The sequence below is a fragment of the Leptolyngbya sp. BC1307 genome, from assembly GCF_002286735.1.
GTDB lineage: Bacteria > Cyanobacteriota > Cyanobacteriia > Phormidesmidales > Phormidesmidaceae > Phormidesmis.
This window is the reverse complement of record NZ_NRTA01000010.1, coordinates 33,529-59,580: the sequence shown is the minus strand read 5'-3', so window position 1 is coordinate 59,580 and position 26,052 is coordinate 33,529. Positions and strand designations below refer to the sequence as shown.

Annotated in this window: 17 protein-coding genes and 1 riboswitch; of the genes, 8 read left to right on the top strand and 9 right to left on the bottom strand. The window is 54.4% G+C overall.

Translation table 11 applies throughout. The features are described from left to right. The first annotated feature begins 71 nt into the window (after positions 1-71). The 3 genes from CKL79_RS08075 (at position 72) to thiC (ending at position 6,881) form a co-directional block, all read left to right on the top strand. Entirely contained in the window at positions 72-3,578 is a 3,507-nt protein-coding gene (locus CKL79_RS08075) for a choice-of-anchor D domain-containing protein (protein WP_121969071.1), read from the top strand. Between the two features lie 15 nt (positions 3,579-3,593). Then, positions 3,594-3,686: riboswitch (TPP riboswitch) on the top strand. A 54-nt stretch (positions 3,687-3,740) separates the two neighbouring features. Next, positions 3,741-5,336, top strand: coding sequence for a Na+/proline symporter (locus CKL79_RS08070; RefSeq protein ID WP_121969070.1), 1,596 nt, complete (start codon positions 3,741-3,743; stop codon positions 5,334-5,336). A 174-nt stretch (positions 5,337-5,510) separates the two neighbouring features. After that, positions 5,511-6,881 (top strand): phosphomethylpyrimidine synthase, encoded by a 1,371-nt coding sequence (gene thiC / locus CKL79_RS08065; protein ID WP_121969143.1) that lies wholly within the window; start codon positions 5,511-5,513, stop codon positions 6,879-6,881. 132 nt (positions 6,882-7,013) lie between these two features. Here thiC and CKL79_RS08060 read toward each other — a convergent pair whose 3' ends face one another. Together CKL79_RS08060 and CKL79_RS08055 are read right to left on the bottom strand one after the other, a co-directional pair. Further along, positions 7,014-8,252, bottom strand: a complete 1,239-nt coding sequence (locus CKL79_RS08060; protein ID WP_121969069.1) for a sensor histidine kinase — start codon at positions 8,250-8,252, stop codon at positions 7,014-7,016. 74 nt (positions 8,253-8,326) lie between these two features. Continuing rightward, on the bottom strand, positions 8,327-12,454 hold the full coding sequence (locus CKL79_RS08055; protein WP_121969068.1) for a CheR family methyltransferase: 4,128 nt from the start codon (positions 12,452-12,454) through the stop codon (positions 8,327-8,329). 202 nt (positions 12,455-12,656) lie between these two features. Here CKL79_RS08055 and CKL79_RS08050 point away from each other — a divergent pair, with 202 nt between their 5' ends. After that, the gene (locus CKL79_RS08050) at positions 12,657-13,277 is read left to right on the top strand and encodes a DedA family protein (RefSeq protein WP_240518741.1); all 621 of its coding nucleotides are present in this window, start codon (positions 12,657-12,659) and stop codon (positions 13,275-13,277) included. Positions 13,278-13,295: 18 nt separating this feature from the next. Here the strand turns inward: CKL79_RS08050 and CKL79_RS08045 are convergent, their stop codons facing one another. The 4 genes from CKL79_RS08045 to CKL79_RS08030 all read right to left on the bottom strand — a co-directional run bounded on the left by CKL79_RS08045 (position 13,296) and on the right by CKL79_RS08030 (position 19,951). Beyond that, complete coding sequence (locus tag CKL79_RS08045) at positions 13,296-13,733, bottom strand: hypothetical protein (RefSeq protein ID WP_121969067.1); 438 nt, start codon at positions 13,731-13,733, stop codon at positions 13,296-13,298. A gap of 119 nt (positions 13,734-13,852) precedes the next feature. Next, entirely contained in the window at positions 13,853-15,466 is a 1,614-nt protein-coding gene (locus CKL79_RS08040; RefSeq protein WP_121969066.1) for a D-alanyl-D-alanine carboxypeptidase family protein, read from the bottom strand. 101 nt (positions 15,467-15,567) lie between these two features. Then, on the bottom strand, positions 15,568-18,165 hold the full coding sequence (locus CKL79_RS08035; protein ID WP_121969065.1) for a M1 family metallopeptidase: 2,598 nt from the start codon (positions 18,163-18,165) through the stop codon (positions 15,568-15,570). Positions 18,166-18,580: 415 nt separating this feature from the next. After that, positions 18,581-19,951, bottom strand: a complete 1,371-nt coding sequence (locus CKL79_RS08030; protein WP_141242175.1) for a hypothetical protein — start codon at positions 19,949-19,951, stop codon at positions 18,581-18,583. A gap of 441 nt (positions 19,952-20,392) precedes the next feature. On the opposite strand from CKL79_RS08030, the gene CKL79_RS08025 reads away from it, so the two are divergent. After that, positions 20,393-20,878 carry a hypothetical protein gene (locus CKL79_RS08025; protein ID WP_121969063.1) on the top strand — a complete coding sequence of 162 codons (486 nt, stop codon included), beginning with the start codon at positions 20,393-20,395 and terminating at the stop codon, positions 20,876-20,878. Positions 20,879-20,882: 4 nt separating this feature from the next. Here the strand turns inward: CKL79_RS08025 and CKL79_RS08020 are convergent, their stop codons facing one another. After that, on the bottom strand, positions 20,883-21,506 hold the full coding sequence (locus CKL79_RS08020) for a class I SAM-dependent methyltransferase (RefSeq protein ID WP_121969062.1): 624 nt from the start codon (positions 21,504-21,506) through the stop codon (positions 20,883-20,885). A gap of 148 nt (positions 21,507-21,654) precedes the next feature. Between CKL79_RS08020 and argF the strand changes: the two genes are divergently transcribed. Further along, positions 21,655-22,578 (top strand): ornithine carbamoyltransferase, encoded by a 924-nt coding sequence (argF, locus tag CKL79_RS08015; RefSeq protein WP_121969061.1) that lies wholly within the window; start codon positions 21,655-21,657, stop codon positions 22,576-22,578. A 9-nt stretch (positions 22,579-22,587) separates the two neighbouring features. Here the strand turns inward: argF and CKL79_RS08010 are convergent, their stop codons facing one another. Further along, complete coding sequence (locus CKL79_RS08010; protein WP_121969060.1) at positions 22,588-23,487, bottom strand: type II CAAX endopeptidase family protein; 900 nt, start codon at positions 23,485-23,487, stop codon at positions 22,588-22,590. A 36-nt stretch (positions 23,488-23,523) separates the two neighbouring features. Beyond that, on the bottom strand, positions 23,524-23,820 hold the full coding sequence (gene clpS / locus CKL79_RS08005; protein ID WP_121969141.1) for an ATP-dependent Clp protease adapter ClpS: 297 nt from the start codon (positions 23,818-23,820) through the stop codon (positions 23,524-23,526). A 378-nt stretch (positions 23,821-24,198) separates the two neighbouring features. Here clpS and CKL79_RS08000 point away from each other — a divergent pair, with 378 nt between their 5' ends. Both CKL79_RS08000 and CKL79_RS07995 read left to right on the top strand, forming a co-directional pair. Beyond that, positions 24,199-24,630, top strand: a complete 432-nt coding sequence (locus CKL79_RS08000) for a hypothetical protein (protein WP_121969059.1) — start codon at positions 24,199-24,201, stop codon at positions 24,628-24,630. Positions 24,631-25,701: 1,071 nt separating this feature from the next. Then, positions 25,702-26,025 carry an STAS domain-containing protein gene (locus CKL79_RS07995; protein WP_121969058.1) on the top strand — a complete coding sequence of 108 codons (324 nt, stop codon included), beginning with the start codon at positions 25,702-25,704 and terminating at the stop codon, positions 26,023-26,025. Positions 26,026-26,052 lie beyond the last annotated feature (27 nt).

Below are 26,052 nucleotides of genomic sequence, written 5' to 3'. Positions count from 1 at the left end.
GAGACATTACTGGTCTATGTTTGAAGAGAAGTAAATTTGACCAGTGGCGAGATTAGCGCAGGCTCGACGCGATGACTGAGGGCAATACTCAAAATATCTATGCCAGGCGGATTGCGGTAGCGCTAAATGGGGTATTGGGCGATCGCCCGCTAACTGCGAAGGTGGGGGTGCGCCAGCGCGAGAATTTGCTGTACATAGCGCTCGTGCCGACCGGGGGCAGTGAACCCGGCGCGCCGCCTGCCTATGCTGCACTGCTAGACGCTGAGCCTTTGCTAGCGATATTTCAGCAGACGCTGACAGACTTTAAAGCGAATCTGGGCCTGGGGTGGCTCAAGCTGGTGAAAGTGAGCGCTCATCTGCCCGCTCAGCGCGTACCGCTATGGCAAGAAGAGCTGCTGTTTCGCTCGTCGGTAGCGATCGCCCGCACCCTGATGCAGCCACAGCCCACTCTGAGCCCGCCAGCGCTATCTACCCGCGTCAACCTCACAGAGGGAGATCGGCGCGATGCGGCAGGCGATGTGACTGTGCAGATTAGCGGCGACCTCACTGGCCAGCTGATTGTAGGCGACCACAACCGCCAGGAGTATCACAGCTACATCCATAACGTAGCTCACGGCGGTGTGCTCAATGTAGCGGCTGCGCCGGTTGTGCAGCCCCGGCCCCTGCCTTTAGACTTGCGGCCCCGCCCCTTTGCTGAGTTGTTAGATCGGCAGACGGTGCTGCCTCTGGTGCGAGATGCTCTGAAATCTTTACTCACTGTAGAGATCTATGGAGAAGCAGGTTTTGGTAAGACGGCACTGATAAGACATCTGGCTCATGAAAGCCAGGTCGTAGCAGGATTTTCTGCTGGCATTGTCTATCTATCTGCTCACGGCCAGCCGTCGGCAGATTTGCTGCAGTCTCTATACGACATATTTTATGAGGCTAACCCGCCCTTTAAACCTAGTTACGGTCAGGTACAGCAGGCGCTAAAAGAGCGGCGGGCACTGATTATCTTGAACGGCCTCACGCTAGATAAAGCTGAGATGGAATGGCTGCTAGCGGCGCTGCCGGGCTGCACGTTTGTACTGGTCTCTGACGCTCGCTTTTACTGGCAGGAAGGGGAGGCGATCGCCCTTAAAGGACTCCCCTTTCCCGAGTCGGTTAAGCTCATGCAAAAAGAGCTGGGGTATGCCCTTTCAGAGCCTGAGCAAGCCGCTGCAAAAACGCTATGGACAGCTCTCTCAGGTAATCCACTCCAGCTCAGGCGCGCTGCTGCTCAGGCCCGCGCTGCTGACCAATCTTTAGTAGATCTGACGCAGTCTCTGCAAACTGCCTCGGCACAGACTATTTCTGGGCGATCGCTGTTTCAAAAAATAGTCGATTGGCTCTCTCCCGACCAGCGTCATGTGCTGGCCCTGATGTCGGCGATGGGCGGTGTGCTCTTGAGCGCCGAGCAGGTGCAGGCGATAACGCGCTTGCCCAAGGCTGCTGACATCCTAAAAGAGCTGACTGCGATGCGGTTGTTAGAGTCTGCTGAGCGTAGCCCGCAGGGTCGTGAGCTAACGGGTGGCTACTATCAGCTCAGTGCTGACCTGATAGAGAGCGTGCTGCCAGGGTTTGATCCGCCATCCTGGTTGAGTCAGGCGACTGAGTACTTTACCGCTGAAGTGGCAGCCCAAGGGATGCTTCCGGCTAAAAGTGTCGATGCTGCGATGCATCTGGTGGAGTGGACGCAGCGCACGGGCCGCTGGCAAGAGTGTGTGGCGTTGATTCGTGGCTTGGACCAGACGCTAGCGCTCGGTGGCCGGTGGGAGCGGTGGCAGCAGGTGCTGATCTATGGCCTGCGAGCAGCAGAACAGCTAGGCGATGGTGCAACACAGGCATGGTCGCTGCATCAGCTGGGAACGCGGTCACTGGCGCTGGGCGAAATCGGGCGGGCTGAAGCCTGGCTAGGAAGGGCGGTGCGGCAGCGCGAGCGACTCGGTGACTACGCGGGTGCGGCGGTGACTCGCCATAACCTGGGGCTGATCATGCCCCCTCTCGTCGGAGGCGTGACTGCTGCGCCTGATCGCCTGCTCAGACGAGGCGGGATGCGCCGCCGCTGGCCCTTAGCCGTGATTGCTGGCAGCCTCCTGCTAGGCGTGTTGAGCAGCGGGCTACTGTTAGCTCAGCGCTATCTGAGTCAGTCGTCAGGACAGCTCAACGCCCGGGCCAGGCTGAGTGAAACAGCGATCGCCTTTGGTACGCAGACATTAGCACTTACGAGCGCGCCCCAAGCCGTCACCCTGACCAATCAGGGCAAAGCCCCCCTGCAAATTCGCCAACTGACGCTGTCGGGCGATGAGGACTTTGCTCTGGCCCAGCCGGGAGACTGCCGCGTCGAGCTGGTGCTAACCCCGGGAATGGACTGTGCCATTACAGCGGTCTTTACACCGACAGTGACTGGCGATCGCAGCGCTCAGATTCGGCTGGTCACCAGCCTGGCAGATGGCATAACCAGCAGCGCCGGAAAACCTAAATCACACACCGTTTTACTCAGCGGCATGGGCACCCCTCAGCCGGTTCCTAATGTAGCGTTTGGGGTGACGATGGTTGATTTTGAAAAGGCTTTTCTTAAAGAGAGGCAGCGCCAGTCTTTTACCATTACTAACAGCGGCAGCGCGCCGCTGAGTATTGCCGCTTTTGACATCGTTGGCAGGCAGGGCAGAGAGTTTGGGCTAGTTGACCAGAGCTGTACGACGGCTACGTTAGCGCCGCAGGAGATCTGTGAAGTGGAGCTGTGGTTTGAGCCGACGGCGGCGGGCGATCGCACGGCGCGGCTGGTGGTAAAAAGCAATGCCGATACTGACAGCATGCTCTCTTTGAAGGGAATCGGGGTCAGTCGCAGTGGCCCGCAGGGGCCTGACGAGGACTTGCCTGCAGAAACACCGACTGAGAGCCCACCTGCCGGGGAGCCTGATCGCTCGCCTGCGGCTACCCCGCCTGCCGAGAGTCTCTCTATCCAGGCGAATAACGACAGTGCTACCGTAGCGGCAGAGTCATCAGTTGTGATCGACGTGTTGAAGAATGACCGGGCTTCAGCCGGTAGTCAGCTCACCATTGTTGAAGTGAGTCCGGGCGAATCGGGGCAGACAGCAACTGACGGTAGGCAGATCACCTATTCTCATACTGGCAGCGGATCGAGCGATCGCTTCACCTACCGGGTGCGTGACGCGGCAGGCCAAATCGCGACAGCCACAGTCAATATCACCGTCGCAGCCGACGGTCCGCCACAGGCAGTCAATCGAAACCCGGTGGCTATCGATCACTACTTTGAGACACGACCGGGTGAACCCCTGACGATTGATCTGTTGCAAGGTGCCTATGATCCTGACCCTAACGATGTCGTCAGTTTGTTGGAGATAGCGGCGCTCTCCGGTAGCGGCCAGATAGAAGACAATGGGGATGGCACGGTCACTTACAGACCTTCTCAGACTGGGGCAAACGGAACATCGGGTACTTATCGCAGCAGCTTTAAATATACGGTTACCGATGGCAGCGGGGGCGTGGGGCAGGGCACTGTTTTTATCACAGTGGTTGTGCCGACTGTTAACTAAGTGATACTATGAGCGCCTAATCGCTAGGGGTGCCCGCAAGGGCTGAGAACATACCCTTTGAACCTGAGCCTGGGTAATGCCAGCAGAGGAAAGCTTGAAAGTTTTGAATGTGATCAATACTAGCTGCGGCTACGACATGCTCTCTGACGGGAGGGCGCGGCTATGTCTGTAGGAGCAGTGGCGCTAATTGTGATGCTAGCGGCAGCGGCGACGTTTGCCCTGGTAGGTATTTCACAGCTAGGGCGGCAATCAGGGCAGGCTATCGATTTAGAAGACTACATGGTGAGCCGTAACCAAGTTGGCGGCCCGATGGCGCTCGCAACGGTGACGGCGTCGGCTCTGGGTGCCTGGATTTTATTCAGTCCACCAGAGGCTGGGTCGGCTTTTGGCGGGCTGACGGCGATCTTGGGCTACTGTGTGGGGTCGGCTGCGGCTGTCTTGACGTTTGTCTTTGTGGGGCCGAGGCTGCGGCAGATTATGCCGTGGGGTCACTCGCTCAATGAGTATGTGCGCTATCGCTTTGGGGCGGTGCCGTTGGGCCTCAGTCAGGCTGGCAGTCAGGCTGGCAGTCAATCGGGTGGTCAGACTGGCGGGTCGATTGGCAAGGCGATGTACTGGCTGACGGTGGTCGTGATGCTGCTGTATATGTTTGTGTATTTGGCAGCAGAGCTCACGGCGATCGCCCAAGTCCTTCAGCTAGTGGCCGATGTGCCACTACTGGTGACCTCGCTGGTGGTGATTACGGCAGTTTTTCTCTATACCGCTTACGGTGGCCTCAAGGTCACCATCATCACAGATGCCCTACAGTTTGCGCTGATTGTGCCGCTGCTGCTGATTTGCTTTGGCATGACAATTGCGCTGTTGGGTGGGTTTGGCGCTGCTTTTGGTCCGGTGGCGGAAAAACTGCCAGAGCTACTCTCGCTAGGCAACATCGACGGGCTGCGGTTTGGCGCAACGCTGATCATTGCTGTAGTCGCTGCCGAACTGTTCAACCAGGGCAACTGGCAGCGGGTGTATGCCTGTCGCAGCGATCAGACGGTGCGCCGTTCTTTTCTCGGGTCGGCTTTGGTGATATTGCCGCTGTTGTTTCTCTCGGGGCTGCTGGGTCTGATTGCGGCTGGCTTTGACCTGAGCGGTACGACGGCTTTCTTCGATTTACTGCAAAGTCTAAACATTCCTCTTTGGTTGCTGGGGGCGGTGATTTTACTGGCGATGGCGCTGGTAATGAGCAGTATGGATACGCTGCTAAACGGCATTAGCGCTGTCTTTACTGGCGATTTGCTCAGGCTCTCGAATCAGCCAAGTCGGGTGCTGCTAATTTCGCGGCTGCTGACGGTAGCGGTTGGGATTCCGGCGGTGGCGATCGCCTCACAAGGCTACAGCGTTCTCTATCTGTTCTTTATTGCCGACTTGCTCTGCGCGGCGCTGCTGTTCCCGGTTGTTTTTAGCTTTTATAGCCGCTATCAGACGGCGAGTAATGCCTTCTGGAGTTCTCTTGCTGGCATCGCAGTCGGGGTGTTGTTCTTTCCTAAGCCCGACTTTAGTCCGCTGGTCAATGTGCCGGGCGGCGGTGATTTGCTCAACAGCTTTGCGGCTGCCCTGCTGACTTCGATGGCGATCTCCCTACTGTGGAATGCAGTCAGTAAAAGTAAAGCTGCCAAGAGCAAAACTGCGTCCTTTAACTATGGCGATCTTAAGAACGTGCGGTCTTACACCGCGAGTTCTCAGCCCTCAGAGGCCACGCCATCCGGGCGCTGACAGTCGTCAGTCAGCGCTCAAAGTTGTTCAAATTATCTGCTAATTCGAGTACTCATGTGCTCTGGCAGACCCTATTCGAGGCCCTATTCAAGGTATCAACTCATGACTTCACTCAATCTCTCTCCAACCCCAGCTTCACCCGCAACTAAATCAGCGCAGACTGCATCAACTGCTCTGCGCACGGCATGGATTGCTAAACGTCAGGGACAGCCTAATGTGTCTCAGATGCACTATGCCCGGCAGGGCGTGATAACTGAAGAAATGGAGTATGTGGCCCGGCGAGAAAATTTGCCTGCCGACCTGATCAAAGACGAAGTGGCTCGCGGTCGGATGATTATTCCTGCCAATATTAACCATCCGAATCTGGAGCCGATGGCAATTGGCATTGCCAGTAAGTGCAAAGTAAATGCCAATATCGGCGCATCGCCTAACTCTTCTGATATCAATGAAGAGATCGATAAACTGCGAATGGCGATTAAGTACGGCGCAGATACGCTGATGGATCTCTCTACCGGCGGCGGCAATCTTGATGAGATTCGCACGGCGGTGATCAACAACTCGCCGATTCCGATTGGTACGGTGCCAATTTACCAGGCGCTAGAGAGTGTACATGGCAGTATTGAAAATTTGGACGCGCAAGACTTTTTGCACATTATCGAAAAGCACGCGCAGCAAGGGGTGGACTATATGACTATCCATGCGGGCATTTTGATTGAGCACTTGCCGCTGGTGAAAGACCGGCTGACGGGCATTGTCTCTCGGGGCGGCGGCATTATGGCGCAGTGGATGCTGCATCATCACAAGCAAAATCCGTTGTTTAGCCACTACGATGACATTATCGAAATCTTTAAGCGCTACGATGTCTCTTTTAGTTTGGGGGACTCTTTGCGGCCTGGCTGTCAGCACGATGCTTCTGATGCGGCGCAGCTAGCAGAGCTGAAGACACTAGGGCAGCTAACTCGCCGCGCTTGGCAGCACGATGTGCAGGTGATGGTCGAAGGGCCGGGGCATGTGCCGATGGACCAAATCGAATTCAACGTGAAAAAGCAGATGGAAGAGTGCTCAGAAGCGCCTTTTTATGTGCTGGGGCCGCTGGTGACTGATATTGCGCCGGGTTATGACCATATCACGTCGGCAATTGGGGCGGCGATGGCGGGCTGGTATGGAACGGCGATGCTCTGCTACGTGACGCCAAAGGAGCATTTGGGTCTGCCCGACGCAGAAGATGTGCGCAACGGCCTGATCGCCTACAAGATTGCAGCACATGCGGCAGATATTGCTCGCCATCGACCGGGGGCACGCGATCGCGATGACGAACTCTCCCGCGCCCGCTACAACTTCGACTGGAACAAACAGTTCGATCTCTCGCTTGATCCGGAACGCGCCCGCGAATATCACGATCAGACGCTGCCAGCGGACATTTATAAAACGGCTGAATTTTGTTCGATGTGCGGGCCTAAGTTTTGCCCAATGCAGACTAAGGTAGATGCTGATAAGCTGAGCGAATTAGAGGAGTTTTTGGCGAAGGAGGGGAGCAGTGTTTAGGGGAGAGTTTGCGTAAGTAGAACACTTTAGGGGGTAGGCAGTGGGCAGTGGGTAGTAGGCAGTAATCAGTAGCCGGGAACTACCTTCAGTCTTCCGTCTACTGACCCCTATCTCCTATCTTCTGTCTTCCGTCTACTGACCCCTGTCTCCTATCTTCTGTATCTTATCTCCTGTATCCCCTTCCATTTCAACCGGCAAAAAAACCGTAAATGTTGATCCCTCGCCGACTGCTGAGACCAGCTCAATTCTCCCCTGTAAGAGCCGCACAAGCTTATTGACGATGGTCAGCCCTAAGCCGCTGCTTTCGGGGGCGTAGCTGCCTTCGCCGCCAGCGCGGAAGTAAGGCTCAAAGATCTGAGCGTGCTGCTCGGGGCTGATGCCTCTGCCGGTGTCGCGAACGGCGATCGCCCACTGCCCGCCCTCGACTTCGTAACAGGTTACGTCAACTGAGCCGCTATCGGTGTAGCGAATGGCGTTGCTGATTAAATTAGTGAGAACCTGCTGCAGCCGCAGGGCATCGGTAGTGATCTGCTGGGGAGCGCGATCGCAATTTGCGGCCAGAGTGAGTGCTTTTAACTGAGCAGTGGGAGCCAGGGTCTCAATCACGGCCTGCACCAGGTCGGGTACGGGCACTAATTCCATCGTCAGGACTATCTGTTGAGACTCCTGACGGGAGGCTTCTAGCGTGTTGTTGATCAGGCGCAGCAGTTGTCTGCCGTTGCTGATCACCCGCTCAATTTGCTTTATCTCCATAGACGAGCCGGCTTCTGGGGTGAGCTGCTTTCTTTGCTTGCGCAGCAAAATTGAGGAGAACCCTAGCATGGCGTTCAGCGGATTTTTTAGCTCGTGGGCCAGGTGAGACAGATTGTCTTTTTGGCTCTGCACCAGGCGGGTTAGCTCCTGATTGGTGAGCAGTAGCTGCCCTTGCATCTGCTCTAGCGTATCGAAGCGATGTTTGATGTAGCTGTCTAGCGATATCAAAACTGCGCTGTCGAGTATATGGTCAATCTTACGGACGGCAGTGAGCGCTTGTTTAACCGTGCCTGAACTTAATTCAGGTTCTAATACCATTAAAATAACATTGCGTAAAACTCGGTATTCTCGGACGATTTCAGCGGTGTCAAAGCCTTGCTGGGCGCGGACGGTGCCGTGTTCTAGGGCGGTGTCTTTAAACGCTTGATCTTGGTCGTCTAGCGGGCTGGGAGTGAGCAGCGTGGCCATCGCCTGCAACATGCCTGGCAGCCCGTCACGAATCTCTATGTAGGTCAGTTCTTGGGTGCTATCGATGTCGATATCGCGGCGAACTTCTTTTATCCAGGCATCGATGATAATGTCAACCTTGTCGAGCAGTGCCTGACCGGGATCTTTCATAGTTGCTTCACCCCGATGAGCTTAAAGAATCACTCCCTAGCTTAGCAGGAGTTACTGCCCTCATACAGTTGCGTCTAAACCAAATTTACGATGGTAACCATGAGTTCATCGGTGTTGATGGGCTTGACCAGATGGGCCTGAAAGCCCGCCTTCAATGTGCTTTCGGTATGTTCGCTGCCAGCATAGCCGGTGAGGGCGATCGCAGGCAAATCGCCGCCCTGCTCGGGAGCGCGCGATCGCACCCAGTCAATCAGCTCAAACCCATCTCGGCCTGGCAAGTTAATATCGCTAATCAGCAGGTCGGGTGTCTCTTCGTCAGTGAGTTGTTCGATGGCGGCAGCAACAGAGCTGGCCGGGATGACAGTGGCTGCTTGCTCTTCTAAGACGATGGTCAAGATCTCTCGATTATCGGCGTCATCTTCAACAATCAATATGCGCAAACCTGACAGCAGATCGTCGCCGGGCGGCAGCGGTACGGCGGTTTGAACTGGGGCGATCGCTGCTGTCAGCGGCAGCACCACCGTCAGCGTTGTGCCCATGCCAATGCCGGGGCTGCTGATACGGACAGTGCCATTGTGCGCTTCAACAAAGGTTTTGACAATCGTTAGCCCAATGCCCAGACCGCCATATTCGCGAGCACTTGAGCTGTTTGCCTGCCGAAACCGATCAAACACATGCGGTAAAAAGTCAGCATCAATGCCTCGGCCTGTATCGGTGATTTGTACCTGAGCTTGATCGACGCTGTAGGTGAGCCGGGTGGTGATCTGCCCGTCTCTGGGCGTAAACTTAATCGCGTTAGCAAGGGCGTTGCTAAAAACCTGCTGCAAACGGTCAGGATCAAAGTAAAAATAGTCGGGGGGTTCGTCGAGCATGGCAATGAGCTGAATGCCGGCTTTCTCGGCGGTAGGCAGCATACTCTCCACCACCGCCTTGACCAGATCGCTCAGATTCACAGCCTGCCGCTGCAATTCCATTTGGCCTTGAATAATCCGTGATACCTGCAAAAGATCTTCAATAATGCGGGTTTGGGTGCGGGCGCTGCGCTCAATGCTGGTGAGGGCGCGGTGGAGCAGCGTCGGGTCGGGCTCGGTGCGGCTCAAAAGGATGCTAATCCAGCCGATGATGGCGCTGAGCGGCGTGCGCAGCTCATGAGAGAGCACTGACAAAAATTCGTCTTTGCTGGCGTTGGCAGATTCGGCCTCGACCCGGGCGGTACGCTCTTGCGTCAGCTGCATCCGCTGCGCCTCGGCCCGCTTGCGCTTGGTAATATCTTCAATGGAGAGTAGAATCAGTCGCTCTGCCGGGGGTTGTTCTATCTCACGAGCGTTGAGCAGCATAATTTTGCGGCCAATCTGATCAAACTCGTGGTCAATCTCGAAGTCTTGCACTTGTAAGCTGTCGGCCAAGAGCGTTTCTAAGACAGCTCGCAGTACAGGGATGTCCCACTGGCCGTTGCCTAGCTCAAACAGTTCTCGTCCCTCAGTTTCGGATAGAGAGACTTGAAAGGTTTCATAAAAGGCGTAGTTGGCGGTCTTCACCTGGAGGTCGGCAGTGAGTACGACGAGGGGCGATCGCACCGTTTCAACAATGCGCTCAGCGTACAGCCGCGACATTTCTAGCTGCTGGAGCGTGCGCTTCATAGCGTCAATATCGACCAGGGCGATCACCGCCCCGTCGATCTGGTTGTCAGCCGTGCGATAAGGGCGAATGCGCAGCCGGTACCAGTGGCCTTCATTGTCTTGCACCTCTAGATCTTGCGTATCGAGCGTGCCAATCACTTCTGAAATCAGCGATTCCAGGTTGTCGATGTCAATATCGATGCGAATGTCGCTAACAGGCCGACCCACATCGGTCGGGATCAGGTTAAACAGCCGCTGAGCGGTGGGCGTAAATCGCCGAATCCGCAGATCGTCAGAGAGCATGACGATCGGAATGTTGACATTGTTGAGCAGGTTGAGCAGATCGTCGTTAGTAGAGCGCGCATCGGCGTTACGGCTTTGCAGTTCTTCGTTAGTGGTTGTAAGTTCTTCGTTAGCAGCCTGTATTTCTTCCTTAGCGGTTTGCAATTCTTCGTTAGTGCTTTGCAACTCTTCGTTGCTCGATAAGATTTCTTCGTTAGCCGTCGTCAGTTGCTGATTCGTCGCGTCGTGTTCTTCGATAGTGGCCTGCAAATAAGCCTGAGTATCGAGCAGTTCTTGCCTGGCGGCGGCTAGCTCTTGCTTGAACCGGGCGATTTCGGCGCTAGCCGGGGGAGAGGGTTCGCCGCCCGGTTCAGAGGGCTCAGCGGCCACAGATGCAATCAGCGCGCCTTCTTCAAAAAGGACCAGATAGCTGCGCTCTTTGGAGAGCGGATTGCGAATTGGCGTCACCTCAATATGGATATATCGCGGGTTGTTTTCAATTTGCAATCTCTCTCGGCGCGAGGCAACTCGCTGCGTCTTCGCCTCGTCTATGGCAGATCGCAGTTCGAGCAATAGGCCTGGCTGTACCATTTTGAGCAGGCTAAAGCTGGGTTCGCCGGGAGCAGGTCGCAGGTAGGCGCTGGTATCGCCGCGAAAATGCAGGATATCGAGCTGTTCGTTGATGACGATGCCGACCGGGGCGTAGCGGCTAAGCACAATCTGATCGGCCTGACGCTGCACGTTAGAGTGGCTAGAGGCGGCTGCTGCAGGCTCACCTTTGGCGGTGGCGGTGGCGGTGAGGGCGCTATAGTCGCTAGTGACAAAGTCAAAGTTAATTTGGTTGGCAGCCGTGTCACGGCTGTAGACTTTGTGCTTTTTATCAACGACAGCAAACAGCTTAGAGGTTTCGCCGACGCTCTCAGAGCTGCCCAGCCAGAGCTGCCCGCCAGCATTCAGGCTGTAATGAAAAACGGCTAGCACGCGCTGCTGCAAAGCGGGCGCAAAGTAGATCATGACGTTGCGACAGCTAATCAGATCGATGTTAGAAAACGGCGGATCGTTGCCCAGGGTTTGGCGGGCAAAGACACAAAGCTCGCGCACGGCTTTGCTGATCTGATAGCGCCCCTCGGTCTGGGTGAAAAAGCGCTGTAGTCGCTCGGGTGAAACGCCGGCCACCTGATTTTCAGCGTAGATGCCCTGACGAGCGATACTGATCGCTTCTTCGCTGACATCTGTGCCAAAGATTTGAATGGAGAGATTGAGGTTTTGCTCAGAGAGATATTCAAACAGGGCGATCGCAATCGAATAGCACTCTTGACCGGTAGAGCAGCCCGCCACCCAAATGCGAATAGAAGACTCCAGCCCCTTTTGCTCAATCAGCGAAGGAAAGACCGTCTCTTGCAAAAAGACAAACGCCTCCGGATCGCGAAAAAAGCTGGTCACCGTAATCAGCACATCGTGGTAAAGCGCTTTAACCTCAGCCGGGTGGTCTTGCAGATACTCAGCGTAGGCTTCAACCGTATTCAGCCGGTGCAGCGCCATCCGTCGGGCCATCCGCCGCTCAAAGGTGGCGCGTTTGTACTGGCTAAAGTCAATGCCAGTCGCAGCTCGCAGCAAAGCATAAACCGCTGACAGACCGGCTTCAGCAGAGGAGTCGCTTTCTATAGACGGAAATGCCTGCGGCACTGGCCGAGAGACATAAGGGTGCTGAGCGATGCTCGTCAGCTGGCGGGCAATCTCAACCGGCGACAGGATGAAATCCACCAGGCCAGTTTCAACCGCAGAGTTAGGCATGCTACCATACTGGGCCGTATTTTGCGTTTGGGTAAAGGCAATGCCGTCCGCTTGCTTAATCGCTTTTAGCCCCTGAGCGCCGTCGCCATCTAGCCCCGACAAGACAATGCCAATCGCCCGATTGTCGCCGTCTTCAGCGAGAGACTTAAAGAAGATATCAATCGACTTAAACTGCTTTGGGCCAGACGGTCTCGGCGCGAGCTGAAGCCGCCCATCAGCGATAGTCATCTGTTTATTGGGCGGGATCACATAGACGTGATCGGGCTCTACCTCTACATCTTGCGTAGCTTCAGCCACAGGCATCGCCGTTACCCGACCCAAAATTTGGCTCAACATGCTGGGCGAATCGGGAGCCAAATGCTGAATGATGACAAATCCCATGCCCGTATCGACTGGCAGCGCCCGCAGCAGATCTGAGCAGGCTGCTATGCCCCCTGCCGACGCGCCAATACTGACAATCGGAAAACCGCTGTCAGTCGGTGGCTGTAAATCGTCATTTTGAGACATGGCAGCGTGTTGAGTACGAAAAAGTTGCTAAGTTACCCTATTAAATCATCAGTAGAGCATCTGTTCATCCATGTCTTCATCATCTTATGTCTTTTTATGTCTTTATGCGGTGAGTGGGGCGCAAAATGCGCTTGTCGGCAGATGACATCGCCCGAAGTCAGGTCGTATAGTCCTGTATTGTCTACCCACCTAAACACTTACCTTGAATATCTCTGACTACATCACGACCGCAATCACCAGCTTTGGCTACTGGGGCATCGCCTTTCTGATGCTGTTAGAAAACGTCATTCCCCCGATTCCGTCAGAGCTGATTATGCCGCTGGCTGGGTTTGCTGCGGCTCAAGGTGAGATGAATCTGGTGAGTGCGATCGCTGCTGGTACCTTCGGGTCTGTTCTGGGCGCGCTGGTCTGGTACTACGTCGGCAAATGGCTGGGGCTCACTCGCATTTGCAACCTGGCCGACCGCCACGGCAAATGGCTAGGGATATCCAGCCAGGAAGTGATGTCAGTGCAGGGGTGGTTTTCCCGGCGCGGTGGCTATTGGGCAGTGGGCTTGGGGCGACTCATTCCCGGCATTCGCACCTATATCTCAGTGCCCCCTGGCATCGCCAACATGCCGATGCTCGGCTTTTTGTTTTACTCCACCGTCGGATCGCTCGGCTGGATTACGCTGCTGACGCTAGCCGGGTTTTGGCTCGGGGCCAGCTATGACAAAGTCGCCGCTTTTTTGGGGCCAGTCGGCAAAGTTGTTCTTGTCTTGCTAGTCGTTCTCTTGGTAGGTTGGGTGGTATATCAGCAGCGTAAGAACAGTGAGATACCTTAATGCGGGCAAGCGATCGCGCTACAGCAGCTCACGCAGCGTCAGCCAATCACCCGTTTTGACCAGCCAGGGCAGCACCGGCACCTTTTTAGTAATGCCGCCATCGTCAATATAGATGTGCCGGCTATCCGCCTTAACCACATCCCAAGACTCAAAGGTATAGCGCCGGGTAGGCATACCAAACAGGCCATAAACCGTGAGCTGATGCGGCTCTAGCAAAAAATAGGGGCGGCGCAAACACACCCAGCCCAGCAAAGATACCAAAACGCCAATAGCCGCTAGAGTCGAAACTTGATGAGCCTGCACTCCTGCCGACAGGCCAAACACCGTACATAGGCCGCCGCCCGCCAGCAAAGAGCCGCCCACCGCTGTTTTGAAATAAGCCGTCAGATGCCGTGGGTCAGGCTGATTAGGTTGTGATGACGCCTCAGGAACTTTTCTGAAAAGGTTGCGCTGCATGAAGATTGAGTCCCATCAAAAGTTCGATCTAATCGCTAATAATCGGAGCGTATCACCGAACTCCCAGTCAGGTTGGTAGTGTTACAGACAGTTCACTAACCTTTGAGGCTAGCGATCGCCTAGCTTTGCGAATTGCCCCCGTATCGCCAGTGCCAGGGCTCTGAACCGATGCCAAACAGCCCTTTTTTAGGCGAAGACTGCGCAAATCCGTAGTCCTGCGCGTTTTGTTGGAGCCAGCGAAAGGCGTCTGTCTGCGCAAAGCTGGCCTGCTGGTCTGTCGTTGAGTCGGCCCCACCAATATCGAGCGCATAGCCACTGGCATAATCTGCTGATGGCGCAGCGTCTGAGCTGGCGGCGTAGCCTGCGAGCGGATAGAGATCAACATCTGCCTCTCGGGCGGCGACTACCATTTGCCAGAAGGCTTCGGCGGCATCGGGCCTGAGTAAAATGCTGCCATCTGCCAGTAGCGGCGTCAGATCTTGAGGCGTCGCGGCGGCTTCTGGAGCATCGGCTTTGACGCTGTCAGTCTTGAAGAAGTCGGCGGGTTTGGGAAGAGAAATATGAGAATCTTTCCAGGTTTGCCAGGTCTGGGGCCAAGTCTGAGGCCAGGTTTGAGATAGCTGGCTGAGCCGGTATTCGCTCCACTGGTAGGCTTTGACGCTCATGCCTATGGCGAGTAAGACGGCGAGACTGCGGGTTGTGAATTTCAGGATGGAGCGGATGGGGAGTTTGGTGGGTTGGCTTTGGGATGAGGGGGGGAATGGGGAAGGGGAATGGGAGAAGGAGGAAGGGGAAAAGGGGGAGTTTGGGGGAGCGGGTTGAGTAGGGCGGCGGTGTTGGCCGGGGGCGGCGATGACGGTGGGCAGGCGGCTGTCGTGGGCGATTTGGTGGCGGTTGCTTTCTACTTCTAGCGTGATTAGCGCTTCGTGAGCGTTGGCGAAGCGATCTTGCCAGCGGTGACGTACCAGCCGGTCGATAAATTCGGCCAGGGGCAGGCTGACTTCGGTTTGCTGCCGCCATAGGAGGCGATCGCTCCCCGGATCGTAAGTAAAGTCTTGATGCCGCTGGCCGGTCAGCGCTTCAATGGCAATCAGGCCGAGGGCGTAGAGATCGCTGGCAGGTCGGGGTGAAGACGACTGCATCTGCTCGGGGGCAGCATAGGGCTGGGGCGCAACGAGAATGGGGCTGTTTTGGATATTATTGGCGGCGATCGCCCCCTTCGCTAGCTGCGACATTGCGCCAAACTGAGTCAAAAAAACCTGACCGTCGCTGGCCCGCCGGATCAGGTAACGAGGATGCAGGTTTTGGTGAACTGCGTTCTGCTGATGGACAAAGGCGAGGGCGGTGAGCAGATCTTGCAACAGCTTAATCACATAGCTTTCGCTGAGCGGCTTAGAGAGGGCGATCTCTTCGCTCAGCGGATGGCCCACAATTTGATCTTGAACAAGATAGAAGACTTTTAGAGAAGATTCAGTGAGTTGTTTTTTGGGCTGGGGCGGATGAAAGTAAGCCAGCAGCTCAGGAACCTGGGGATGATGACCCAAGCACTCTAGCATTCGCGCTTCTTGTTCTAAGCGACGATGAATCTCTGGCTGAGAATAGCTAATCGCTGTTATTCGGCAGAGCGGCCTGTGCGGGTTGTGGCGATCGCTTGCCAAATACACCGTACTAAAGTCAGTTCGGCTGAGCTGTTGTTTAATCTCAAAGCGATCTGCAAGTACCTGGCTACTCATGCGCAACAGTTAAGAACAATAGAAATTCACAACAATCCTGCCGAACTCACGATAGACTTCAGCCTCAACTTTTGTTTTTCCGGTTAGATCTTGCCTGGCAGCTATGACTTTGCCTTCGCCTCCAAGTTTTCCAGACGGCTCTTGAGATCTTTATTCGTCTGTTTTACCTCGTCAAGCTCCTGACGCAAATCGGCTAATGCCTGATCTGAGCCAATCTTCTTCTGCACCTTCTGCGCCGCTTCATCAGCCCGGCGCTTCACCCGACCATCCGGACTGTGTTCAGCTAGCCCGCGCAAGATCGAGACTGCCCCGCGCACTTCCATTTTTGCCAGCGCCCCGACGGTCGCTATCTGCGTTAAGAAAAAGTCTTCTCTAGCAAGCGCTTCTAACCGGTCTAAGATGCGATCAACGGCAGTTTTTTCCTGCCCGGTAGAGATTGCCCCCAGGGCATAAATGGCCGACAGGCGCAGCGGTTGAGGGATGCCTAGCTCGGTGTAGGGCAGCAGCAAATCTAGAGCAGCGGCTGAAGATTTGAACTGGCTGAGTCCCGAAATCGCCCCGCCTCTGACGACTTCATTCCATCCGGCCCGCTCTTTGAGCACGGTGTCTAGTACTTTTAGCGTCTTTTTCTCTCGGGACTTGCCCTCTAGGGTGGCGGTGCCGACTTTGCCCAGCGATCGCACTGCTGCCGACTCCACGTAGTAGCTCTCATCGCCTTTATCCACAACGCTCTTGAGTGCCTTGTAGCTCTCTATTGTCTTCACGCCACCCAAGGCTTCTACCACCGCCCGTCTGACCTTGGGGTGAGCATCTTTCAGCCCGGCAATCAGCGCGGCTTCTGCCTGAGCGAGCTGTACTGAGCCAAGCTGTTCGGCAACTTCGGCCCGTACGGCCCAGAAGGGATCGGTTTTAAGGGCAGTTTCTAAGGCGGCGATCGCTTCCAAACTTCCTTTTTTAGCCAGGGCTTCAGCGGCGAACAGCCGAGAAATGGGGTCGGGGTCGTGAGCGAGCTGCGCTTTGAGTTCGGCCACCGGATAGGTCAGCTCTACGGTCTTGAGCAGATGGTTGCCGACATCAAAGCTGACGAAATCGGGCTTATTCTCCAGCGGGAAATACAGCGCCTGCTCTCGCTCATGCACTCTCACCTTAAAGGTCTTGACCTCAGCTTTGCCTTCTTTCACATAGCCAAACCCAATCGGCACCTTCAGATCAAACAGCCCTTCTTGCACCTGCGATTTGCCGTCTTCTACCTGCGTTTGGGTGACCGTTAGCTTGGCCAGATGGCTCTCCCCATCCCAGCTATAGCCCAGCTTATAGTCTGGGTGCCCGCCCCGATACACGTACTGATCAAACAAAAACCGCAGATTGCGCCCGGTCGCCTGGTCAATTGCCCGCAGCAGGTCAATGGTTTCGACGGTGCCGTGAGCGTGCTTTTCTAAAAGGGTGCGCAGCGATCGCGTAAACAGTTCATCGCCCAGCTCCGTGCGAATCATGTGATACACACAAGACCCTTTCTCATAGATATGCCGGTCGTACAGCTCGATTGCTTCCCGGTAAATGTGAGTGACTAGCGGTCTGCGGTAGCGGCTTTTATCTTCACTGAGATAGGCGCGGGCGTGGTTGAGATGGTAGTACAGCGCCTCTTCTTTACCCAGCGTTTCTTCTAGCCAGAGCACTTCTGAGTAAGTAGCCGCGCCCTCTTTTACCCAAGCCTGAGACCAGTGATTGATCACAATCAAATCGCCAAACCACTGGTGAGCCAGCTCATGGGCAACCAGCGTTTCAGACCGCTGATTGTCAATGGCGGCGCGCTGATCAATCAGGCAGCGGTCGGTTAGCAGAGTAGTGGTGGTATTTTCCATGCCGCCAAAGATAAAATCGCTGACGCACACCTGGTCATAGTTAGAAAACGGATAGGGATAGCCAAACCACTTGCTCAAGGCATCCATCATCTGCGGCGTTTTGCCCATAGTCAGCTTGGCTTCAGCCTTGTGCCCTTTTTCAAAGTAGTAGCTGACCGGCTTGCCCTGCCACTCGTCTTTAATCTCATCAAAGCTGCCAATGGCCAGCGTCATCAGATAGCTAGGATGGACTTTTTCTAGCTTCCAGTGATAGATTTTGTCGCTGCCTTCGGTCTCTGTGCTGACCAGCTCACCATTGGAAACGGCGGTATATTTTTTGGGCACGCGCACCCGAATCTCTGAAGTTGCGAGCTGACCAGGATAGTCAAAGCAGGGAAACCAGAAGCGAGAGTCTTCATCTTCGCCCTGTGTCCATACCTGCACAGGCTTATCGGGGTAGTGCTCAGTGGGGCCGACAAAGTAGATGCCGCGCTGCGGATTTTCGACAGCGTAATCAATTGTCAGGGTGAAGGGTTTGCCCGACTGCATCGGGCTTTTGAGCGTGACTTGCAGTTGCTCGCCGTCATAGTCAAAAGTCTGCTTAGTGTTGCCAACTTTGACCGCCTTGATCTGCAAATCTACCGCGTCGAGCGTTAGCCGCTCAAGGCCATCTACTACAGGCGCGATTCGCACTTTGCAGGTGCCGCTGTAGCGCTTATGCGGAATATCAAAGACCAGATCCAGCGCGATATGTTCGACCTGGCCGGGCCGGTCAGGATTGTAGTGAGGATACGCGCCCGGCAGCTCAAAAGACTTGCGGTTGATCTGATCAAAGAGAGACGAAGAGACGCTTGCCATAGGAATAAAAATATAGAAGGTGCGCGCCCAAAGGCGACGAAGCCAAGCTTCAAGTCTAGATTAACGCTTTCTTTCGGGTTCTTATCGCCGAGCTGACCCTATAGCCTGGCTGGAGCTGTGCCTGTGCCAGACTAGCCGCAAAAAAAAGAGCCCGATAAAAATCGAGCCCGAGGGTTCCATGAATGATTAAATGTAGGATCTAAAGTTGCCTTTAAGTAGCGTATTTAAGAGCCAAGAGGGCGTTGAGCCTCTCTTAGAAAGCTTTCTTCAGCTAGCGTGTGAGGTCATCACGTAGCGCTGGAGCAGCGCTATCTAGCTCAAGAATTGATGTCAATATAGTGGCCCTATCTAATCGTGGCTGTGCTCTATGCAACACTTTTGGGCTATCTGCGGTTTTTTCTCTCAGGACGTTTTTTCACGGCTTGTTTGGCTGACCTTCTAGCAATCGATCTAAGAGCTCGTCTGGCGGTAGCTCTGAGGGGGGTGCTGGCGGCGGCGCTGCCTGAGCGGGCGGCGTCAGGGCCGAGCGGATCTGGGGATGGTTGGCTAGCTGGATGGCGATCGCTGCTGCCCCCTCTTGATTGACATGGCTAGGATCGGCAAATAAAGCGGGCTGCGCCTGCCATTGGGTGAGCAAATCGATCACAGCAAAGCCCTGAGTCTGGCTTTGAGCCTGTAAAAATTGCTGAAACTGCCGCTCATGCGTCAGACGAAAGTCATCTAAGTAGCTCCCGCTCAGTGGCAAATTGACAAAGATCAGCTGAGAATTTTGGCCGGTGACAAAGCGGGCAAGCTGCCCGAGCACCGTACTTTGATTGCCATTTAGGGTAAAGGGCACATAGGCTCCGTCATTGCGGCCATTCACTTTAGGAAACTGCTGATAGTAGGTTGGGGGATCGAAGCGATCGCTCACCGCCAAAAAACCGAGCGCATCCAACCCATCCAGCTTCGGATTCAGCGGAGAACGGGCCGTGACAATATTCACCGGGCGATCAGTCGTCGGGGCCGCTAACTGCTCTAGCAGTGAGGTCGCTGGTAGGGTGCCCCCGTGAATGACCTGGTAGCCGGGAGAAGCCGCTAAGCTTTCCCAGGTGCGATCGCGCCGACCGTCATTAAAAGCGCGTGACCCATCTCCCCAGATAATCACCGGGGGCAGCGGCGCGGGCAGCAGTTCGCTCAGCACAAAGTTCACCACCTGGGCAGTGGCCCCATTCACGCTGAAGTTAAACACGCGCTGGTCGGGCAGGCCCTTAGCCGCTAGCGTCTGCTGCAAAGCTGCCGGGTCGATGCCCTGGAGCGATCTCGAGCTACCCACAATCAAAATATCGGGCGGGCCAACCGTGGCGACATACGACAGGTAGCCTGCTAGCTGATCGTCAAACACAGCGCTGCCCAAGCTCGGAATGCCAGTGACCGGACTGGCCTGCTCGGTGCGCTGCTGCGCCGTTAACAGTTGCTGTAAGTAGCCGCGCAGTCGCCTTTGGGCTAAGATGCGCGCTGGGCTCTCAGGGGGGATTGCTTGGGCGAGGGCGATCGCCTCTAGCCAGGTAGCCGCCACCCGATCCCAATCGGCGGCTGAGGTCGCTGTTTGCGTTAGCAATTCGGCCTGGGTCGCTTGATCGGCAGCAAGCTGCAAACTATCGGCAGCGGCAGAATTCTCCGAGGCAGAATCCGCCGCTGGCATCTGAGCGGGTTCGTCAGGTAAGGTCTCCGGCAAGCTATCAGGGGCGGCATCAGGCAATCTATCAGCGACTGCCTCTAGCGAATGATTTAAGTTGACTACCATCAGACCCAAGACGGCGAGACCTGAAACGGTCAGCCCAGAAATGACCAGTCCTAAGCGGCCGCTTAAATGCCGAAACCGCCGAAGATGGCTTGTAGCCGTAGCGTTAGTTCGATTCACAAGCCATTCACAAGACACATTCTGACGACAGCATTCCCGAGCATAGGCCGCTAGCTGCCGCTACCAATTTTATAGAGCAGCTCTCCTGATCAAACACCCCGTTAATGGGTTTTAATCAACTGGTTGCATTGCCGGTTGTATTGCCGGTTGCATTGCCGGTTGTGTTGCCAGCTGTATTGATAGTTGCACTGAAGCGCAAAAAGGCTTAGAAAAAAGGCGTAGCCTGTATCACTCTGTTAACTGGTTTGACGACTGCTCTAGCGGCCAGTTCCCAAATGCGACTCTACCTTCTAAGATGACAATACAAACATACTACTTGTGATCATGGTTCAATATACGCTTGCCCAAAGCCCCGAAGTTTTCATTGATGTGCCAGGTCGTGATTCTAATAAAGCGCGTGAGAAGGCGATGGATCAGCTGGTGTCTTTGATGGATGATGGCGATCTGCCCACCGAACTGGACGATGGTTTTAATCCCAAGGATTTTATCGAAGTGAAAGAGCCCAAGACAGACCCGTCTGCTGAAGAAAACGCAGTCGTCGAGGCAGTCCAAACCCTCAGCAACTTAGCCAAGCTCAAGGTCAAAGTGCAGGGCTCTCGCGAAGAGGCGCTAAAAGTGCGCGAATTAGTCGATCTGCTGTTTACCGATGAAGTGATCGAAGAAGAACAAATCGAAGAACTCAACAGCGGCTTTAAGACCCTGAAGACCTTCGCTCAGACCAATCTGCGCTACCGCGATGCCAAAGACGAAGCCGAGTCAGCTCGCGAAACGCTAGACGCCGCTCTCAATCCACCCGGCAAGAAAAAGTAAAGGTTCAGTCAGTTGGGCTTTTGACGGCCACCCCCTGATAAAAATATCCCATTACCTTAGGCAAGTCTGGCGCGTAAAACTCGGTTACCTGCACCTGATCAAAAACGGTCTTCACCAGCTGATCCATCGGGCGGTTGAGGTGACAGCCATCGGCCACGACCCGCTGCACAGGCGTCAGCCAATTCTGCCAGGTTTGAATGCCGGGTTCGTCGCTTAGACCGTGCTCAATGAAGAAAAATCTGCCGCCTGGTTTAAGTACCCGGTAAGCCTCGCTCAGCGCCTTTTGGGCATTGGGAATGCTGCACAGCGTCCAGGTGCAGACCACATCGTCAAAGCGTTCATCGGCAAAGGGCAGATCTTCACCGCTGGCCAGTTGAGTCGTGACGGAGATCGGACTCTTGGCAATGCGGCTTTGGGCGATCGCATCCATCCCCTCATTCGGATCGAGCGTCGTCAGCGACGTAACGGTCTTCGGATAGTGCGGCAAATTTAGCCCGGTGCCAAAGCCAATTTCTAGCACGTCGCCCCGCACCTCGCTCAGTAGCTGTTTGCGGTAAGCCGTCATTGACTCTGAAGACATCGATAGCTCCAGCAGCCGAGGAAATATTAAGCGCGAATAGAGTCCCATCTGTGAGCTGTCCCGATTGAGCAATTATTTAAGATGCTAGCGCTTACTCCGCTGTGCCTATTCCCTATTTTTAGAACTTCTGGTAGCGTTTTACTTTGCGCTAGCACCGGTCGGTTCACCTCAAGTCACACTTCACAGGGAAAAATCTATGGCAGCACTCAAAGGGCGAAATCTTCTGAGCCTGGCAGACCTCACGACAGATGAAATCACCCATCTGCTGGCGATCGCTGCCCAGATCAAATCAGGAGAAATCAACCCGCAGTGCCCGCAAAAAATATTGGGACTGGTGTTTAAAAAAGCCTCTACCCGCACCCGCGTCAGCTTTTCTGCCGCTATGTACAAGCTCGGCGGCCAGGTGATCGATCTCAATGCCAACCTCACTCAAATTGGCCGGGGCGAACCCACTGCCGACACCGCCCGAGTGCTAGATCGCTACCTCGACGTGCTCGCCATCCGCACCTATGAACAAGCCGAAGTAGAAGCCTTTGCCCACCACGCCCAGATCCCGGTGATCAATGCCCTGACAGACCTGGAGCATCCCTGCCAAATTTTGGCCGACTTACTCACCGTGCAAGAAGAATTTGGCAGCTGTGAGGGGCTGACCATGACCTATCTCGGCGACGGCAACAACGTGGCCCATTCGCTTATTTTAGGCTGCGCGCTAGTCGGGATGAATGTACGAGTCGCCACTCCCCTCAGCTACGAGCCGGATGCCGCCATTTTAGAAAAAGCCAAAGCTATCAGCCAGGGACGCAGTGAAGTGGTCATTACCAACGATCCCAAAGCCGGGCTAGAAGGGTCTCACGTTCTCTATACCGATGTCTGGGCGAGTATGGGACAAGAAGACTTTGCCGATACTCGCATTCCCGTTTTTGAACCGTATCGAATTAATCAGGCGGCGCTGGAATTGGCAGATCCGAAGGTGATTGTACTGCACTGCTTACCGGCTCATCGCGGTGAAGAGATTACCGAAGAAGTGATGGAGGGCGATCGCTCCCGCATTTGGAATCAGGCCGAAAACCGGATGCACGCTCAGCAGGCGCTGCTAGCCGAAGTTCTCGGTGCGACCTGACGGAGAGTGTCAAGTCTTAGGCTGAGCAGTTCGAGCAAATTGACTGGCGATCGCACTGAGCAACATCACACCCAAAAGCCCAGCCAGCGGATTGCTGTCAATGCCTGTTACCCAGGTGGGTACCCGCGCTGTATACTCACTCAGCCCACCGACGTCAACCATGTAATAGCCCCAAATCAGCCCAGCATGGAGGCCTATCGGGTAGCCTAGCCGACTGCGGGGTGCTTGCTCAGCCGTAGCAAATCGTTTGCTAATGGTGGGTCTGCCAGTGGGCGATCGCCTTGCCCAGACCAGCGCCATGCCCAATATCACCAGCCCCAAAAACTGGGGAAAAGTGCGAATAATTTCCGGCAGCGGCTTAATGAAATGGGTGGCCGCAAAAAACAGCGCGTTCATCATCAGCGCGGGGGTGGAGCGGTAAGTGGTCTCCAGCTCTGCCAGCAGCCAGCCCCGAAACAGCATCTCCTCGGCAAAGCCTACCGCCAGTGCCATCAGCAGCCCTTCTAGCATAAACCTGACGAACTTAGGGCTGGGCGCCACGGGTGTAGCCCAACCCAGCAATGTCTCTAGCCCAAAAAGAGCGAATACGCCGAAAACGCCAATGATTAGCGCCAGCAGTAAATCGCGCCCGGTCTGAGCTTGAAAAAGCAAACCACAGCGCTCCAAAGGTCGCCGCCAGCGATGAATTCGGTTGCCCCAGCGCGGCAACCCCCACAAAAAGCCACCGTACAGCAGCGCCAGGGCCACAATCTCAGCCGTGCCCGACCGGTCAAACTGGTCGCCCAGCCAGTACAGCAGCGCCGCTAGCGGCAGCCAGGCGATCGCCAGCAGCAGCAAAAATACAAAAATTCGGGGCCAGGCTCCTCGGTGGCTGACCCAGTTCTCAGCTCGCTTTACAGCGTTGCTCACAGCCGCTGACCAGCCCTTTCAGCCAGGCTCCTCGCCCTATTCATCCGGCTCAATCGTGCTAACGAGTCCTTTGTTACAGAGAGACTCGCAGTAAAACTCAGCATGCTCTAGCTCACAGATAATTACCAGGCCAGTGCCCGCGTTGTGAGCCTGCATCATAATGTCAATCGCCTGTGGGGTCGTAAGCGATGGCACGGTCTGCAAGAGACATTCAACGACGTACTCCATGCCATTGAAGTCGTCATTGTGAAGCAAAACTCGGTATCTCGGGGCGAGCTTGCGAACGGTTGAAATAGCGGGCTTTTCAATGGTTCCAACAGAAGGATTAGGCATGGGTTTAATCTGCGCATCTCTGACTTGACACATCTGATATTTACGGCTCTGAGCGGTGCCATCCTGACAGCAGCCGTGGCTCAGACTCTATCTTCTAGCAATCTTGTCACCTGTCGTCAGTCATTGAGTCATTCGTCAATACTGACATTATAAGAAAACTGAAATCACCCTCCCTGAGTGGTAATATGAGCGTGTTTCTTAATATATCTTAGCTAAAACCAAGTCTCAGCAACTAAAGCCTAACGGTTATCCGTTTGCACCTTCGCCGCATAAACTCATCTGTTCTGCGGCAGGTGTTCTCTAGGTCTAAGCGGGCCGATATCTAAGCAGGCCGACGGTTTCGCAAATACAGCATTTTTTTAAATACCCCTCGTTGCCATGAGCGTTGTTCCCTCCCAGATTCTTTACCTAGAGCACGGCTCATCGCGGCTATATGCTGAAGCGATTCAGGTGATCGATACCCGCCATCTCTGCTGGGCCAGGCCAACGCTACTGATTCAGGGCTTACCCGAAGACGAAGGGCAGGGGGCGCGTCAGGAGATGATTTCGGCAGCGGCGATCGCCCCTAATCTATCCTCTCTCCAGCTCTATGACCTGGAGGACTGTCCTGACTTGATCTGGCCGCTGACGCTGTTTCAAATTGCCTGCGACGTTGACTTTTTCTCTCTATTGATTCAGCTGAAGATCAATCCTAACGATATGGCGCTACGCCGTAGCAGTGGCCAGCTAAACGAATTTATTCGCAGCTTCTGGCACAAGCACATGAGTGTTTTTCAGACCCTAACTCAGGCAAATGAGCTCTCTTCTTAGGATGGTCCGATCTTTCTATAAACCTTCTTGCTGTGGGCAAACTGAATACACCAGAAGCGCTGCTGCCACTATTCAGACATCTTTGCTCAACCAGTGTGCCTGTATTTGATGTGGCTACCCATTGGCGGTGAGTAGTTATGAATCCTTTACGGTTTCGATGTTCGTTTCTTTGCTCGGCTCAGTCCACTTGCTGATGGGTGGTCTGTATGAGTGAGCGATCATCTCTAAAAACGACTGATACATTTTTGGAGTGTGAAGCGTCTTCTCGAATCAATCTATCTGAGGGATGAAGTTAACAGCAATCATCCCGTTCTAGAGAGATTTTCGAGTTATCAAAGTACTCCTTAAGTTAAGGGACGATTATAAAAACAACCTGCGCTCCTTAAATTAGTCTTGCAGCTGCCAGCAGTTCATTCTTGCAGTTTCTATAGCAAAGCGTACTCAAGAAAAATGTGTATTTGTATCAGTCAATACCGCTGGCCCTGAATGTCTCGTCCCTGATTAAACGTTAAGGTCAAAAAGTAATAAATGATACGGTCTAAATCGAAATTCGTGGGGAACAAAAGCTGTCTGTATGCATCTATAAGAGGGTGTTTAACCTTGAATTTCTTGCGAATCAGTCGCTTAGGAATGTATTCTTCGTTCTTTAGTGGTTGGGTAGCTAGAGGTTTAATAGTCGAAGAGTTGATGGTTTCGCTTTAGCTCGCTGAGCACTTTGTGAGTTGAATCACCTGTAGAAAATGAGGATGCGAAAACATCTGAATAAACGTGGGCATGCTTTGTAGCAAAGCACACGGATTTTCTAGATAAGGTTGAAGTTAAGTAGTGTCACTTACCTAAAACTTTAAACAAGAGATGATACAGGTCAAGATTCAGCAAACATGCTGCTGCACCTTGCGCCATTCGAATTCATCACCGGTAAGTTTATGAGCATAGGATTTGTTCGTGAGTCCGGTTTGCGAATTATTTTCGAATTATCAGTGGCAGCGCTTGTCCGAAGCGTCTCGTTGGCATTGATGCAGTTCCCGTAATTGATAGTTCATTAGAATCTGATCTGAGGAAAGAGTTAATATGGCAATTCCTAATTCACCGATGACTGTAATTTGTCCTTTTGGCATTCTCAATGCTGAGAGCGCTAACTGGTTTGAGCAGCAGCTAGTCTCTGCCATCAACAGTGACTGCCCGTCTGAGCTGCTAGTTGATATGAGTAAAGTCGAATCTTTGGATAATGCGGGGCTGGTTTCTTTGATGTCGGTCCTGAATGCGGCCAAGTCTAGAAGCAAGCGCCTCAGCATCTGCTCTGCTCCGCCCGCTATTCGCATTGTTTTTGAGATGACTCAGCTCGACCGGGTCTTCACCATGATCGATCAGGTTCCCGCTGCGATCGCCGCCTAGCGCCGCCTGCCAAATCTGCCTAATACT